At 63.5% G+C, this 15575-nt stretch carries 13 protein-coding genes; 5 read left to right on the top strand and 8 right to left on the bottom strand.

Features of this window, described 5'->3' with window-relative positions:
• The first annotated feature begins 55 nt into the window (after positions 1 to 55).
• Positions 56 to 1855 carry a DUF885 domain-containing protein gene (locus ABD919_RS01150; protein ID WP_345233015.1) on the top strand — a complete coding sequence of 600 codons (1800 nt, stop codon included), beginning with the start codon at positions 56 to 58 and terminating at the stop codon, positions 1853 to 1855.
• A gap of 424 nt (positions 1856 to 2279) precedes the next feature.
• Positions 2280 to 4094 (top strand): DUF885 domain-containing protein, encoded by a 1815-nt coding sequence (locus ABD919_RS01145; protein WP_345233014.1) that lies wholly within the window; start codon positions 2280 to 2282, stop codon positions 4092 to 4094.
• Between the two features lie 198 nt (positions 4095 to 4292).
• Here the strand turns inward: ABD919_RS01145 and ABD919_RS01140 are convergent, their stop codons facing one another.
• The 4 genes from ABD919_RS01140 to ABD919_RS01125 all read right to left on the bottom strand — a co-directional run bounded on the left by ABD919_RS01140 (position 4293) and on the right by ABD919_RS01125 (position 7334).
• Positions 4293 to 5381 (bottom strand): MBL fold metallo-hydrolase, encoded by a 1089-nt coding sequence (locus ABD919_RS01140; protein ID WP_345233012.1) that lies wholly within the window; start codon positions 5379 to 5381, stop codon positions 4293 to 4295.
• Between the two features lie 358 nt (positions 5382 to 5739).
• Positions 5740 to 6078, bottom strand: coding sequence for a hypothetical protein (locus ABD919_RS01135; protein ID WP_345233010.1), 339 nt, complete (start codon positions 6076 to 6078; stop codon positions 5740 to 5742).
• 187 nt (positions 6079 to 6265) lie between these two features.
• Complete coding sequence (locus ABD919_RS01130; protein WP_345233009.1) at positions 6266 to 6859, bottom strand: hypothetical protein; 594 nt, start codon at positions 6857 to 6859, stop codon at positions 6266 to 6268.
• A 46-nt stretch (positions 6860 to 6905) separates the two neighbouring features.
• Positions 6906 to 7334: a hypothetical protein gene (locus ABD919_RS01125; RefSeq protein WP_345233007.1), complete on the bottom strand. Its 429-nt coding sequence runs from the start codon at positions 7332 to 7334 to the stop codon at positions 6906 to 6908.
• 298 nt (positions 7335 to 7632) lie between these two features.
• Here ABD919_RS01125 and ABD919_RS01120 point away from each other — a divergent pair, with 298 nt between their 5' ends.
• The 3 genes from ABD919_RS01120 to ABD919_RS01110 all read left to right on the top strand — a co-directional run bounded on the left by ABD919_RS01120 (position 7633) and on the right by ABD919_RS01110 (position 10455).
• On the top strand, positions 7633 to 8049 hold the full coding sequence (locus ABD919_RS01120; RefSeq protein ID WP_345233005.1) for a thiol-disulfide oxidoreductase DCC family protein: 417 nt from the start codon (positions 7633 to 7635) through the stop codon (positions 8047 to 8049).
• A 25-nt stretch (positions 8050 to 8074) separates the two neighbouring features.
• Positions 8075 to 9238, top strand: a complete 1164-nt coding sequence (locus tag ABD919_RS01115; protein ID WP_345233003.1) for an esterase/lipase family protein — start codon at positions 8075 to 8077, stop codon at positions 9236 to 9238.
• A gap of 284 nt (positions 9239 to 9522) precedes the next feature.
• A complete protein-coding gene (locus ABD919_RS01110) occupies positions 9523 to 10455 on the top strand; it encodes a T9SS type A sorting domain-containing protein (protein ID WP_345233001.1) in 933 nt (310 codons plus the stop codon).
• Between the two features lie 80 nt (positions 10456 to 10535).
• Here the strand turns inward: ABD919_RS01110 and ABD919_RS01105 are convergent, their stop codons facing one another.
• From ABD919_RS01105 to ABD919_RS01090, 4 genes are all read right to left on the bottom strand, one after another.
• Positions 10536 to 10760, bottom strand: coding sequence for a hypothetical protein (locus ABD919_RS01105; RefSeq protein WP_345233000.1), 225 nt, complete (start codon positions 10758 to 10760; stop codon positions 10536 to 10538).
• A gap of 54 nt (positions 10761 to 10814) precedes the next feature.
• A complete protein-coding gene (locus ABD919_RS01100; RefSeq protein WP_345232998.1) occupies positions 10815 to 11315 on the bottom strand; it encodes a hypothetical protein in 501 nt (166 codons plus the stop codon).
• Positions 11316 to 11524: 209 nt separating this feature from the next.
• On the bottom strand, positions 11525 to 12784 hold the full coding sequence (locus tag ABD919_RS01095; RefSeq protein ID WP_345232996.1) for a hypothetical protein: 1260 nt from the start codon (positions 12782 to 12784) through the stop codon (positions 11525 to 11527).
• Between the two features lie 112 nt (positions 12785 to 12896).
• On the bottom strand, positions 12897 to 15362 hold the full coding sequence (locus ABD919_RS01090) for a glycoside hydrolase family 31 protein (protein ID WP_345232995.1): 2466 nt from the start codon (positions 15360 to 15362) through the stop codon (positions 12897 to 12899).
• Between the last annotated feature and the right edge of the window lie 213 nt (positions 15363 to 15575).

Below are 15575 nucleotides of genomic sequence, written 5' to 3'. Positions count from 1 at the left end.
CCGTCCTTGCGCGGCCGGCGTTGTAGCTTGCCGGCACTTTCTTTTTTATGCCTTCATGAAGAAACTTTTCCTCACCGGCCTGGTAGCGGCCACGCTGGCTACGGCCTGCAATCAGAATAAAAGTACCGAATCGGCCGCAGGCAATGGCGGGGCCCACGGCAAGGCCGACGACCTGCCCACGCTCTTCGCCAATTACTGGGAAGTGCAGTCGCGCCTCGACCCCATGAGCGCCACCTCCCAGGGCGACAACCGCTTCAACCACCTGCTGCCCAACGACCAGACGCGGGCCTTCCGCGACACGCTGCGCACCGTGTACCAGGACTACCTGAACCGCATCAACCAGTTTGACCGCGAAAAGCTGAGCGAAAACGACAAGGTGAGCTACGACATCTTCAAGTACGAGATGCAGGAGCGCCTGGCCGGCTTACAGCTCAACACCTGGATGCTGCCGGTAAACCAGTTCTGGGGCCTGCCGCTTACCCTGGGGCAGTACGGCTCGGGCGAGGGCACGCAGCCCTTCAAGACGGTGCAAGACTACGACAACTGGCTGGGCCGCGTGCGCGGCTTCACGGTGTGGGCCGACTCGGCCATTGGCAACATGCGGCGCGGCATGCAGGCCGGCGTGGTGCTGCCCCGGGCGCTGGTGGTGAAGATGATACCGCAGATGGAAGAGCTGGTGGTGAGCGACGCCGCCAAGTCCTTGTTTTATGGGCCCATCAACCGCTTTCCCAAGGACTTTTCGGTAGCCGACCGCAAGCGCCTGAGCTCGGCCTACCAGGAAGCCATTCTGACGCAGCTGGTGCCTAGCTACAAAAAGCTGGGCGACTTCCTCAAAAATGAGTACCTGCCCAAGGCGCGGGCCAGCAGCGGCATCTCGGCCGTGCCCGGCGGTGAGCAGATTTACAAGTACTACGTGCACAACTGGACCACGACCGACAAGACGCCGGCCGAGATTCACCAGACCGGCCTGGCCGAGGTGGCCCGCATCCGGGGCGAGATGGAAAAGGTGAAGGCCGAAGTAGGCTTCCAGGGCGACCTGAAGGCATTTTTCGCCTCGCTCAACAGCAACCCCAAGCTGTACCCCTACAAAACCCCCAAGGAGGTACTCGACGCTTTCCATACCATTCAGGCCAAGATTGACCCCAACCTGAAGAAGATGTTCGGCCGCACGCCCAAGACGCCGTTTGAGATTCGGCAGACCGAGGCGTTTCGTGCCGCGTCGGCTTCGGCCGAGTACAACCAGGGCAGCCCCGACGGCTCCCGGCCCGGCATCTTCTACATCCCCATTGTGGACGCCACCAAGTTCAACATTACCTCGGGCATGGAGTCGCTGTTCCTGCACGAAGCCATTCCCGGCCACCACTACCAGATTTCGCTGCAGCAGGAAAACCAGGACCTGCCCAAGTTCCGGCGCTTTGCCTGGTACGGGGCCATGGGCGAAGGCTGGGCCCTGTACAGCGAAACCCTGGGCAAGGAGCTGGGCCTCTACACCGACCCCTACCAGCGCATGGGCGCCCTGGGCGACGAGATGCTGCGCGCCGTGCGCCTGGTGGTCGACACCGGCCTGCACTCCAAGAACATGACCCGCGAGCAGGCCATTGCCTACGTGATGGAAAACCAGGCCATGAGCGAAGCCGAAGCCACCTCGGCCATTGAGCGCTACATGGCAATTCCCGGCCAGGCCCTGAGCTACAAGATTGGCGCCCTGAAAATTCAGGAGCTGCGCCGCCGCTACGAAAAGCAGCTGGGCAGCAAGTTCTCCCTCAGCAGCTTCCACGACGAGCTGCTGAAAGACGGCGTGATGCCCCTGGCCGTGCTGGAAAAGAAAATGGACGACTGGGCCGCCAGACAATAGGCGGTGCCACTCAAAGAAAAAGCGCGGACTTCAGAGTCCGCGCTTTTTTTATGCCCGCGAAGGCCGGATGGCCGGCCTTTCCCTGGCGCTTGCTGCCGGGGTACCCCGCCCCAGGCCCGCTCCTACCTGCCCACCGGCAGCATCAGCACACCAAAGCCCGGCGCCGGCGGCTCGTCCTGCACCCGCACGCCTCTGCCTGTCGTGGCAGCAGCCAGCCGCAGCGGCAAACGCTGCAGCTGGCTGCAGGCCAGCGCAACCTATGCAGTGAGGCGCGAGCAGCGGCTGGCCTGCCGACCGGTTTCTTTTTTGCCCGGGCACGTCAACCGCCGTTCCGTCGCATCCACCGCCTATTGTACCCGGCTTAGCGGGAAAAGCGGCCGGCGCGAAACAATAGCCGCTTACTTGCGTTCCGCACTACGCTGCTATGAGACTACTTACCCTGGCCTTCGTGGGCTTCTTTCTTTTGTATGGGGGCCACGCCCGGGGGCAAAAGCGGGCCGCAGCGCCGGCGGCCCGCTCCGCTGCCTCGCCCCAGCTGGCGGCGCTGTTTGAGCGCTACTGGGAGCGCAGCAGCCAGCTTTTTCCCCTGCACGCCATGAGCCAGGGCGACAACCGCTACAACGACCGGCTGCCCAACGACCAGACCCAGGCCTTCCGCGATACACTGCGCCACTTCTACCAGCGCTCCCTGGCCCAGCTGCAGAAGTTCGACCGCGTCAGGCTCTCGGAAAACGACCGGGTGAGCTACGACATCTTCCGCTACCGCCTGCAAACCGACCTGGCCGGGCTGCAGCTCAACAACTGGATGATGCCGTTTACGCAGTTTGGAGGCCTGCCCATTATGCTGGCGCAGCTGGGGGCCGGCACCGGCTCCCAGCCCTTTCGCAACGCGAAGGACTACGACAACTGGCTGGCGCGCCTGCATGGCTTTCCGGCCTGGGCCGACTCAGCCATTGTTAACATGCGGCGCGGGCTGAAAGCCGGCGTGGTGCTGCCCCGGGCCGTGGTGAGCAAGATGATTCCGCAGCTGCATGCCCTGCTGCCCGTTGAGCCAGGCAAAAGCGTATTCTATGGCCCTTTCACCACCTTTCCCAAAAGCGTGGCCGAGGCCGACCGCCAGCGCCTGAGCGCGGCCCTGGCCCAGGCCCTGCCCACGGATGTGGTGGCGCCCTACCAGCGCCTAATCGACTTTCTGGAAAAGGAATACCTGCCCCAGGCAAGGGCCAGCACCGGCCTGGGCGCCCTGCCGGGCGGCGCCCAGCGCTACGCCCACGCGGTGCGTTACTGGACCACCACCGAGCGCAAGCCCGAGGAAATTTACCAAACCGGCCTGCGGGAAGTGGCCCGCATTCGCGGCGAGATGGAGCGGGTAAAACAGCAGATTGGCTTTAAAGGCGACCTGACGGCGTACTTCAACTTCGTCAATACCGACTCGAAATTCCGGCCGTTCAAAACCGAGGCCGAGGTGCTGGCGGCGTTTGCTGCCATTCAGCAGCGCCTTGCCCCTGCCCTGCCGGCGTTGTTCAGCCGCCGCCCCAGCACCGGGTTTGAGGTGCGGGCCACGGAGGCATACCGGGCGGCTTCGGCCAGCGCGCAGTACAACCGCGGGGCGCCCGATGGCTCGCGGCCCGGCATTTTCTACGTTCCTATACTCGATGCAGGCAAGTACAACATTGTAGCCAACCCGGCCATGGAAGCCCTGTTTCTGCACGAAGCCATTCCCGGCCACCACTACCAGGTGTCGCTGCAGCAGGAAAATGCCAGCCTGCCCAAGTTCCGCCGCTTTGGCAGCTACAGCGCCATGAGCGAAGGCTGGGCCCTGTACTGCGAAAGCCTGGGCAGCGAGCTGGGCCTCTACACCGACCCCTACCAGCGCCTGGGCGCCTTGGGCACCGAAATTCACCGGGCTATCCGGCTGGTTGTCGATGTGGGCATGCACGCCCGGGGCATGACGCGCGAAGAAGCCATCAAGTACATGATGGACAACGAAGCCATCAGCGAGCAAAGCGCCACAACGGAGATAGAGCGCTACATGGCCATACCGGGCCAGGCCTTGAGCTATAAAATCGGGGAGCTGAAAATTCAGGAGCTGCGCAGCCGCTACCAGAAGCAGCTGGGCCGGAACTTCAGCCTGCGTGCCTTTCACGACGAGCTGCTAAAAGACGGCGCCATGCCCCTGGCCGTGCTGGAGCGTAAGATGGACCGCTGGGCGGCCCGGCAGGCAGGCCCTAAAAAATAAAAAGCCCACCCGTTTTAGTTGGGTGGGCTTTTCGCTTGAATTCGATTATTGGTTGTTAGTTGTTAGTTGTTAGTTGTTAGTTGTTAGTTGTTAGTTGTCAGGCTGTTCTTGCAAAGCAGACGTCAGAACAATTCTGACAACTGACAACTGACAACTGACAACCATTATTGCCGAAAGTCAACTTAGCATCAGCATTCCTTAAGGGTACTGCGTCTCTATGCGGTCGGTGCGCTGCTGGGAGTAGCGCTGGTCGGGGCCGTGGTCGGTGTAGCGGCGGGGCCCGGCCGGGCCGGTGTAGTGGCCCGGCTTACCCAGCGGCTTTTGGCTGCGTCCTTTCCGGCCACCGCTGGTAGCCAGCGCGAGCAGGCCCAGCACGGCGCCGCCAATGGCCAGGCCTTTCACCCAGGGATTTACCAGGGGTGGGGGTATGAAGCGCACCCCACCGCCATCGGCTGTGGCCGGCTGCTTCACGTAGCGGCCCACTTTGGGGCGCTCCACCGCATCGAACTGTGCGGCCAGGGCCGTGAGCTGGCGGCGCAGCTCGTCGCCGTGCATGGGAATGCCGTGGCCGGTGGCCGCCACCTCAATGTCCATACGGGCCAGCAGCTCCACCGAGGCGCGGGCCGAATCCCAGTCGGGCGTGAAGTAGGCCGGCGGGCCGTGCACTTCCTGCTTTTGGGTGAGGGTGTACAGCCCCGACTCGCCCTTTACCGTGGTCATGGCGTCGCCGGCTACCAGCACTTTGTCCTGCTCCCGGAAAAAGGAGACGTGGCCGAAGGTATGGCCGGGGGTGTGAAGCCAGCGCCAGCCCGGCAGGCCGGGCACGCTGCCATCGGCGGGCAGGGCCTGCACGCGGCTGCCAAAGTCGTAGGGGTGCTTGGGGTACACAAACGACATATAGGCCATCATGCCCCCGCCCACGGTGGGGTCGGGTGGTGGGTAGCTCGACTTGCCGGTGAGGTAAGGCAGCTCCAGGGGGTGGGCAAACACGGGCACCTCGGGCCAGGCCTTGAGCAGGCCGTCGAGGGCGCCCACGTGGTCGAAGTGTCCATGAGTGAGCAGGATGGCAGCAGGGGGCTGCTCGCTGCCAAACAGCTCGGCGGCGTGGGCCCCAATCTTACTGGCCGAGCCGGGCAGGCCCGCGTCAATCAGCACCCAGGGGCCCTGGGGCTGAGCCGGGTCGAAGGCGTAGTAGAGGTTCACGAACACGTCGCGCAGAACGCTGAGGCCGGGAACCACCGGGGTGAAAGCGGGCGTGTCGGCCCGGGAGGCGGTGTTTGATAACATAGGCACTGGAAAAGAGGTGGAACGCTGTGGCAGGTACTACGTGCCAGCGCCCCCCGGAGGTTAAGGCCGGCTGCTGTTTTTTCGATATGCCAGCGCGCCTTTCCAAGCAAAAAAGCCCGCTTCAGGGAAGCGGGCTTTTCTTCGTTATGCAACAAACTGCAGCTGTTGGCAAGCCAAACAGCCGCGTCTTACTGCAGCTAAGTGGAAAAGCTTGACTTTTCCACTTAGCTGCGCTGCAAAGGTCTACAGCATTGCTATGCCGCGCTATGACATAAAGATGCTAGTGCCAACGGCGTATAACCGGGCAAAAAGCCTAGTCCCTAACTGAAGGCACAGGGCTTTTTGGCAGGCAGTACTATTATTCGCCGCTTTCTGTGGGGCGGCTTTGCTCGCTCACCGGGGCCATCTGGCCGCTGGGGCTGGCGGCTCCCTGGCGGCGGGGCACGGAGGCCCGCTGCTCGTCTACGGTACCATTGGCCATCGCCGCGGCCGAGCCTACGCCGCCCGGCGCCGGGGCGCGCTGCTTGTAGTTGATGCTGTCGCGGTTTATGTCTTCGTTGCGCCAGCCGGGCGCGTTGCTAAAGTCGCGGCGCTGGTTGTCGAGGCCGGGGCTGTAGCGGTAGTCGCAGGCAGTGAGAGAAAGTGCCAGGGAGGCGCCCAGCAGGAAAGCCAGGCCAGAGCGGGGAATAAGCTTCATGAGAAAACAAATTGGGTTGCGGCTGCTAAGTACGTAAATCGGCGGGGTATGGCCGCATGCCCGCCCTCCGCATCAGCAGGCTTGGCCTGGGGGAGCTTTTAGAAAAAAAGCAGGCGAAAAGCCCGGGCCGTCTGGCCCCGGTCTTTTCGCCTGCTTACAGAACTCGACTCGGTCGAATGAGGATGTGTTAGCGCGTGGTAGAGCCGCCACCGGAAGTAGTGCTGCCCGAGCCACTGCCCGACGAGCGACGGCCGGAGCGCGTGGAGCCCGAAGTACTGCTGCCCGAGCGCGACTTCGTCTTGGTTTTGCTGCGGCTGCCCGACATCGTGCCGGAACCCGACCCGGAGCCGCCACTCATGGTGCCCGAGCCGGTGCCGCTGCCCCTAGTACCCGAGCCGGAGGTAGTGCCCATCGAGCCCGAGCCTGTGGTAGAGCCCGAAGTGCTGCCCATCGAGCCCGAGCCACTGGTGCTGCCCGAAGTGGTTCCCATGCTGCCCGAACCCGCGGTAGTACCCGAAGTGCTGCCCATGCTGCCCGAGCCCATGGTGCCGCGGTCGGAGCCGCTGCCGGACGTGGTGCCCGAAGTAGTACCCATCGAGCCGGAGCCCATGGTACCCGAGGTGCTCATGCCACGGTCGGAGCCGCTACCGGCGGTAGTGCCGGAAGTAGTGCCCGAGGTAGAACCCATGCCCGAGCCGCTGGTGCTGCCCGATTGAGCGAAGGAAGGAGCCGCGGCCAGCATCAGGCCGAGCATACCAACCAGAATTGATGTCTTTTTCATTGGAGTGGAAAGGAATGGTGGAGGAAGGAAGTGTGAGGTTTGTTGCTTAGCGGGTAGTGCCCCCGCCGGTAGAGCCCGAAGTAGAGCCCATGCCCGAGCCACTGGTGCTGCCGCCTGCTGCGCCGCTACCGGCGGTAGAGCCGCCCATGCCCCCGCCAGAAGTGGAGGCGCCCGCGGTAGTGCCGGTGCCGCCCGCAGTAGTGCTGCCGGCCGTAGAGCCGCCCATGCCCCCGGAAGTAGAGCCACCTGCCGTGGAGCCCCCGCCGGTTGTTGAGCCACTAGTGCCTGAGCCGCCCATGCCGCCCGAGCCGCCCATGGTGTCGGAGGTGTCGCTGCTCATGGTGGCATCGCCCGAGCCATCGGAGCCCATGCCGCTTTCAGCGTTGCTGTTGCCGTGGTTGTTGTCGCCGCAGGAACTAAGGGTCAGGGCTCCACCCATCAGCAGGGTCAGGAGGAAAATGGAAGTTCGCTTCATTATCGTAGGAGTAGTGAAAGGTGTTTTGAAAGGAAAAGTGTGCTCTATACGGTGGTATCCAAAAGTTTACTGAGTTATCCACCCAGAATAAATCGGTATTTTTCTTCGGCAAATACGGATAAACACCCGACGAACTCAACCATTTACCAGGCAAGCCTACTAGTATGCAACTTTTTCTACGACTTATTCCTCGTGGCGCTGCTGCATATCGGCCCGCAACAAAAGCTGGCTCCGCCGGTTTTTAACCCCAGCCTTTGCAGCCCGTATGCCCGGCAGTCTGCCACGACCTTCCTTTCTCATGTCTGCCGTTCCTGCAACCATCCTTTTCGACGGCGTATGCAACCTGTGCAATGGCTTTGTGCAGTTCGTCATCCGCCACGATGCCCGCGGGCAGTTCCGGTTTGCTCCCCTGCAGTCGGAAGCCGCCCGCGCCTTGCTCGACGCCCACGGCCAGCCCCTCACCCCCGCCCTGACCGACCCTGACTCGGTGGTGCTCCTTGACCAGGGACGCATCTACACCCACTCGGCGGCTGTGCTGCGCATTGCCGCCGGCCTGAGCGGCGGCTGGCGCTGGCTGGCGCTGGGCCGGGTGCTGCCGGCTTTTCTGCGCGATGCCCTGTACCGCTGGGTGGCCCGCAACCGCTACCGCTGGTTTGGCCGGCAGGAAACCTGCCTGCTGCCTACCCCCGAGCTTCAGGCCCGGTTTCTGGCATAAGCCCCCCTTACCTTCGCTATACTTTATGAAGGACTCCAACTCGAATTCCCCTGGCCGGCTGCGGCGCCTGCTGGGCGCCGTGGGCCGCGCTGCCCTGCTGCCCGTGCGCGGCGCCGGCTACCTGCTACGCTCGGGCCAGGCCCACCAGCACTTTTTCCTGCCCGTGCTCAACGGCGCCCTCGGCGACCAGCTGGCGGCCCGCCACGACCGCCGCGCCATCCGGATGAGCTTCCGCCGCGCCGGCCACGACATCCGCGTGGCCGAGCTGGCCCTGAGCGAGCCCCATCAGAAAACCGTGGTGTTCGTGCACGGCCTCATGGGCGACGAGCTTATCTGGCAAACCGGGTTTCAGGATGCGCCGGGTACCCGCCGCTACGGCCCCCGCCTGGCCGACGAAGCCCGGGTGCGCATTCTTTACCTGCGCTACAACACCGGCCTGCACCTTTCCGAAAACGGCCGCGAGCTCAACCGCCTGCTTGCTGAGCTGGTCGACACCTACCCCAACGCCATCGGCGAGCTGGTGCTGGTGGGCCACTCCATGGGCGGCCTCATCATCCGGTCGGCCGGACACTACGCTGCGGCTGCGCCGCAGCAATTAAGAATTAATAAGGAAGAATTAAGAATTGATACAGGAGCTTCCGATTCGGAACAACTATCAATTACTAATTCTTCATCATTAATTAATAAAGCATCCTGGCTGGTCCACCTGCGCTCGGTGTTTATGCTGGGCACCCCCAACGACGGCTCCTGGCTGGAGCAGAACAGCCACTTCACCGAGCGCCTGCTGCACCGCATCAACCTGTTTCCGACGCGCTTCCTCAGCCGGGCTCTCAACAAGCGCAGCAACGGCATCAAAGACCTGCGCCACGCCATTCTGGTGGATGAAGACTGGCAGGACGCGCACGCCACCGACCTTACCCCGCCCCGCACCAAGGTGCCGCCCCTGCCGGGGGTGCAGTACCACATTCTGCTGGGCTCCTGGCTGCGCACCAGCCTGCCCGCGGCTATTCGCGAGTACTTCGGCGATGGGCTGGTGGGCAAGCAGAGCGCCCACGGGGCAGCCATCTTCGGCAACGAAGCCGATTTGCCCCCCGGCACCACCGTGCGCACGGCCGTGTTTGCCCAGCAGCACCACGGCGGGCTGCTCAACCACCCCGCCGTATTTCAATACATCAAGCAGCACCTGTAAGCCTGCCAGAGCCGCGTGAATATCTGTTTCGCGTGGTGCTGAAAGCGCCAATGCCGCACTGCCGCCGCAGTAGCTCGTTGCGAAACGGATGGTAGCGGCTACTCCGCCTCGTTGCCTTTACTGTTCCCCGCCTTTTCCCGGACAGGCCCAAACCGGCAAGCAACCAAAGCCGGCGGAAAAGCATCAACGATGCGAAAGCAAGCCCATGCTTGGCCGGAAATGGTAAGCAAGCTACTTTTGCAAAAATAATTTTACCCACTTTTTTTTACACTTTCTCCTTTTTCATGCAAAAACTTATTCGCTTCGCCCTGACTGCCATCGGCAGCTGCTCCCTGCTGCTGGCCGCCCCTGCCCAGGCCCAGACCTTCCCCAACTGTGACTTTGAAACCTGGGCCACGCGCAACAACACCCTGGTACCCACCAACTGGCAGACCACCGACGACGTGTTTGCCGCGGTGTTTGGCAGCCCCCTGCCCTTCAGCACGGGCACCGTTACCCGCACCACCGACCGGCAAAACGGCACCTACGCCGTGAAGCTGGAAAACCGAGCCAACCCCCTGTTTATGGCCACCATCCCGGGCATTTTGGTGCTGGGCAACCGGATTTCCCAACAGCAGAGCGTGCCCGGGGGCCTGCCCTTTACGGCCCGCCCGGCCAACCTGGAGTTCTATTACAAGCTCACCGGCGCCAACGCCGCCAACGACTCGGCGCAAATTGTGGTAACCCTGACCCGCACCGTAAACGGCAATAAGCAGCCCGTGGCCGGTGCCGAGCGCCTGCTGCGCACCCCGGCTTCTACCTACACCCTCGTGACCATGCCCCTGAGCTATTCCTCGGGTATCATGCCCGACTCGGTGCACATCCTCATGACTTCCAGCAGCGCCGATGTTCCCACGGCTGGCACGGCCCTTTTCATCGACAACATGCGCTTTACCGGCACGGCTACCGCTACCCGCAACCCCAAGCTGGAGGAAGCCGTGAGCGTGTTCCCCAACCCCAGCACCACCGGCACCTTTACCCTCACCAGCACCGAGCCGGCCCTGCTGGCAGCATCTTATAAGGTGGCCGATGCCGCCGGCCGCGTTGTGCTGCGCGGCGAAGCCGCCCGCCCGGCCAGCTTCCGCACCATTGACCTGGGCAAGCAGCCCGCCGGCCTCTACACCCTGCAGCTGCAAACGGCCGAGGGCGTACTGACGCGCAAGCTGGCGGTGCAGTAGGCATCAATTGCCAAAAATTAAAAAGGGCACCTCAGCCGGGGTGCCTTTTTTTTATTGACTGCCTCAGAAAAACGGAAGCTTTAACGCGGTTCCTCCTGGCTGACGGTGCGCTGGGCACGCCGGGCATCCCGGATAGAGTCGGCGGCAATTTCTTCGTCGGTTTTGGTGCTGTTGGCAGTCTGGCGGTTGAATTCGGCGGCGGAGGGCGACGAGGCCCGTGCTTCGGACGTAACGTCGCGGCTGCAGGCGGAGGCCAGGCCCAGGGCAGTGCCGAGGGCCAGTGGCAGAACAAGCATTTTCTTCATAAACAGGACACGGGAAGGGTATGCGGCGTTTACGCAGAAAGGCCCCCGCCGTGTTCAGTTGGCCAGGCGGAAGCGGAGGTCCTTCAAGGCATTCCACAGCTCCGGCGACTTGCGGTTGGCAGCCTCGAACGTATCAACGAGGGCCGACAGCTCGGTGATGAAGTGCAGGGCCTCGTCTTTGGGAGCAATCAGCTGGCCCTCGGCGCCTTTGCCGTCGCTGAAGGTGCACCGAAACGTGCCATGCCCGGCCGGGGCCACCGCGGGCCGGGCCGTGGTAGCGTAGCGCCGCACCAAGCGCAGCAAGGCCGCAAACTCATTTTTGCTGACCACAAATACTGGCTCTACCCGGTAGCCCGGTACCAGCGCCAGGCCCTCGTCGAGGGCCGAGGCCCGGGTGCTGATGAAAGCCCCCACAACCGGGCTTTCTTCTGCGCCAATGTGCGCAATCTTGATGAAGGGCCGGTTCTGGTCCTGGGCCTGGCAGCGATTACCCGGGCCGATAAGCCCGGCTACAACCAGCAGTAGCACGCTGCATCTTATCCGGACAGGGGACATACGACGGGAGTTGGAGCCGGGCAAAAAATGACTCTGAATGAACACCCGGGCCCGAAAGCTACGCGACGCCTGGCAATTCGTTCTATCGTGCCGGCACCGTTAGCCTTCACCGTAACGCACGGGGCAGCGCCGCGGCCCATCCTATCAGACTACCCGGCCGGGCCACTCAAGCGTCATTCGCGCCGGGCAGCCGCCCGGCGCGAATGACGCTAATATGACTTTGGGCGCCGCCGCTGAGCCAAGCCATTGCGAGCGATGAAATTATAGCCTAAGTCAAGCGTAGTGGTGGTCTTGTTCGCGAAGCAGAAGCGGTAGTAGCGGCCATCGGTCAGAATAGCAACGGGGCGAAACGCCTCGGCAGTAGCTCCCTCCGCCTGGGGCGCGGGGCCCCGAAAATGCCAGAAGCGCAGCGTGTCGTGCAGGGCGATGGCGGCCGTGGTGGGCCGGCTTTGCTGCAGCTCGTGCCAGAGGAAGAGGCTTTCCGCTCTTTCCAGCGGCAGCTCGTCGTGGCCCAGGACGAAGTAGTCGAAGAGCAGGCTGCTGTTGAAGGGCGGGGTTAGCGGCGGGGGCGGCGGGTAGTGCAGCGTCCGCGGCAGAAAATACGCCGGCACGTAGGCCCACTGCAGCTCTTTGGCCCCGTTCATCTCCCGCAGCATCATGCCCCAGTCGCGAAACGACGCCACAATCTTATGGTCGCGAATCAGGCAGGTTGCGGCCACGTCGCCATCAATTCCGCCACCAGCCCGGCGGGCCGCCGTTGCGGTATCTATCTGTTCAAACTTGCTGAACAGCAGCTCCCGCTGGTAGGGCGTCAGCTGCCCTACCCTGATGCCGGGCTGGCCGCGATTCTCCTGGAAAAGCACCTGCCCTTCCCGCGTAACCAGCACGATTGAAAAGCTGGTCCAGCCGTGGACGGAGAAGGCAATTTCGTCGTAGGTCGGCCGCCTGGCCGCCGGGGGTAAGCGGCGGTACCCCTCGCGCAGGGCAACCGTACGGGGCGGCATCTCTTCCGGTACTACCGGCGGCGCCAGCAGCAGGGTGTCGTTCCGCAGCCTCTGCACCCGGCCCAGCAGCTGCCAGCACTTATCGGCCGGATGCTCCCACAGAATGCTGTCGCCCCGCAGGCGGTACCGGGCAAAATTGCCCCGGTAAATCCGTGGCCGACTATGCTTGTACACGCTATCGGGCGGCCCTTCGCTGAAGATGCCGTTGAGAAACTCGATGCTGTCGGCCGTAAATGCAATGGCCTGGGGCGCCTGCCGGTTCGCATTGTACCCGGGCTCATCCCGGAAGTACCGCGCCTGGGTCCGCCCCTGCTCATCTTGACGGGCGGTGAAGTACAGCAGCCAGTGCCCCGGCAGCTGCCGCTTGCGCGCAGCGGCCGCGCTTTCCGGCTCCGGGCGGCAGCTGCCCAGAGCAAGCAGCAGGCAGCTGGCCCGAACGAGGTTTTTCCACTGGCAGCGTCGCATAAGGGCTGAAGCTAAAGCGAATGGCGGATTGATTTACAGACCAACTACTTCTTCTTAGCCCTGGGAACAGCGGCTGCCGGGGCCAGGGCTGCTACCTCCGCCAGCTACTGCCTTATGCCGGCACGTCGAGGCCGGGCACGTGCAGGCCGAGGCGGATTTCGGCAAAGCTGCTGGGCACGGCCAGGCCGGGCAGGGTGAGCCCGGTTTCCAGCGCTACTTCCCGGAGCTTGGCGGCTTTGCCGTCTACGCTGGCCTTGGCGGGCGCGGTGGGCAGGCCGTGCAGCACCACGCGGTAGCTGGCGTAGCCGGGCTGGTAGTCGCCCTCGATGGCCTGGCTCAGGGTCAGGCTGTCAGTAGTGCCCGTCACGGTGAAGCGGCGCAGGGTTTTGTGGCCCTGCTCGTAGCCGTAGCCTTCGCCGCCGTCGTCGTAGAGCAGGCTCTCGGCGCTGCCGTTTTTGAAGTACACGTGCAGGGTCAGCTCGTCTACGGGCTTCTCGCCCACGTACTGCAGCACCGGCTGCAGGGGCAGCACGGCGCCGGCTTTCACAAACAGCGGAATGCGGCTCAGGTCGGCGCTGGCCCACACCTCGGCCCCGCCGGCCTTGTGCTCGTCGGTCCAGTAGTAGAACCAGTCGCCGCGGGGCAGGTACATCCAGCGGCCATCGGCCCCGGGCTGGGTGATGGGGCACACCAGCAGGTTGTCGCCGAGGCCGAACTCGGCCATGCGCAGGTAGGTCTCGGTGTCGTGCTGGTCGAGGAAGGTGAGCGGGCGCAGCATGGGCGTGCCCAGGGTGGCGTACTGCCAGAATGTGGTGTACATGTAAGGCAGCAGGCGGTAGCGCAGCTCAATAAAGCTGCGCACGTGGCTGGTGTAGGGCTCGCCGAAGCTCCAGGGCTCCTGGTCGCCGTGGTCGCCGCTGGAGTGGGTGCGGAAGAAGGGGTGGAAGGCCCCCAGCGCCACCCAGCGGGCGTAGAGCTCGCCGGTAGGCGTATCCACGAAGCCGCCGATGTCGGAGCCCACGAAGCTGAAGCCCGAGATGCTCAGGCGCTGGCACTGGATGTTGGCCAGCCAGAGGTGCTCCCAGGAGGCGATGTTGTCGCCGGTCCAGCCCGAGGAGTAGCGCTGCCCGCCGCTGTAGGTGCTGCGCGTGATGGTGAAGGGCCGGTTGGGGTAGCTGAAGCGCTTCACGCCGTCGTTGGTGGCGCGGGCCATCTGCATGCCGTAGATGTTGTGGGCTTTGCTGTGCGAGGCCGTCAGGCCGTCGTAGTGGAAGCGCACGTCGGGCGGGAAGGTGCCTTTCTCGAACACGGCGGGCTCGTTCATGTCGTTCCACACGCCCTTCACGCCGATGTCCTGAATCAGCTCCTGGAACAGGCCGGCCCACCACTCGCGCACCTTGGGGTTGGTGTAGTCGGGGAAGTTGCAGAGGCCGGGCCACACCGAGCCTTTCATCAGGGGGCCGTCGGCGCGGCGGCAGAAGAAGTCGCCGGCCAGGCCCTGCTGGTACACCCAGTAGCTGGGGTCAATCTTGATGCCGGGGTCGATGATGACAATGGTTTTGAAGCCGTCCTGGGCCAGCTCCTGCACCATGCGCTTGGGCTCGGGGAAGTGGGCCTTGCTCCAGGTAAAGCAGCGGTAGCCTTCCATGTAGTCGATGTCGAGGTAGATGGCATCGCAGGGAATCTGGCGCTCGCGCAGGCCCTGGGCAATGGCCTTCACGTTGCTTTCGGGGAAGTAGCTCCACTTGCACTGGTGGTAGCCCAGGGTCCAGAGCGGGGGCAGCTCGGGCGGGCAGGTGAGCATGGTGTACTCCTGGGCCACTTCCATGAGGCTGGGGCCGTAGATGAAGTAGTAGTTCATCTCCCCGCCCTGGGCCCAGAAGCTGGTCACGTCGGCCCGCTCGGCGGCAAAGTCGAAGCTGGCCTTGAAGGTGTTGTCGAAGAAAATGCCGTGCGCGATTTTCTGGTGCAGCACGTGGTAGAACGGAATGTTCTTGTAGAGCGGGTCGGCCCCTTTCTGGTAGCCATAGGTGTCGGTGCCCCAGTTGGTGAAGCGCTTGCCGCGCAGGTTCATGTTGTCGGGCTTGTCGCCCAGGCCGTAGTAGTGCACGCCGGCGGGCACCTGCTTGCTCATCTTCACGATGTCGTTGCCGGTGTCGTCGTTGTACTCCCAGTGGAAGCCTTTTTCATCTTCGCTGAGCACCGTGCCGGAGCGGTCGAGCACCCGGATGCGCAGGCCCTCTTTCTGCACGATGCAGATAAGGCGGGCGGTGGTGATGCGGTAGTGGTCGACTTTCTCGGTAAACTCCAAAAACTTGGGCTTGTGCCGGCGCATGGACTCGGGCGGCACGGCGTAGGAGAAGTCGGGCTCCAGGGGCCCGTCGGTGAGGTAGCGGAAGCGCAGGATTTTGTCGCCCAGCACGTACAGGGCCAGGCGGGCGCCGTTCTGGGTGTTGAACAGGAAGGTGCTGTCGCTGAGCTGGTCGACGCGAATAACGACGCCGGGATAATGCTCCTGGTGGCTTTTGGCCGCCAGGTCGTTTATCATGTAATTCAGTTCGGGGGCAGTGGAAGCCATGAAGAGGTGCTGATGTCGGAGGTGGGGCAAAGGGGCCGTAGGCAAGAGGACCTAAAGGCCGGTGCCAGCAATAATTCCGCAAGGTAAAACCAGATAGGCTGAACTGTAAACCCGGGCGGGCAGGCGGAAGCCCTTCCACGTAAGTCCGGCCCTCTGTTCGGCTGCCTTTCTGCCGCCCGGAAGCAGATGCCAGCAGCCCCCGGCGCCCGGCGG

The organism is Hymenobacter saemangeumensis (genome assembly GCF_039541835.1).
Taxonomy (GTDB): domain Bacteria; phylum Bacteroidota; class Bacteroidia; order Cytophagales; family Hymenobacteraceae; genus Hymenobacter; species Hymenobacter saemangeumensis.
Note: the sequence above shows the minus strand (reverse complement) of the source record. Positions and strands in the feature narration are given on the sequence as shown.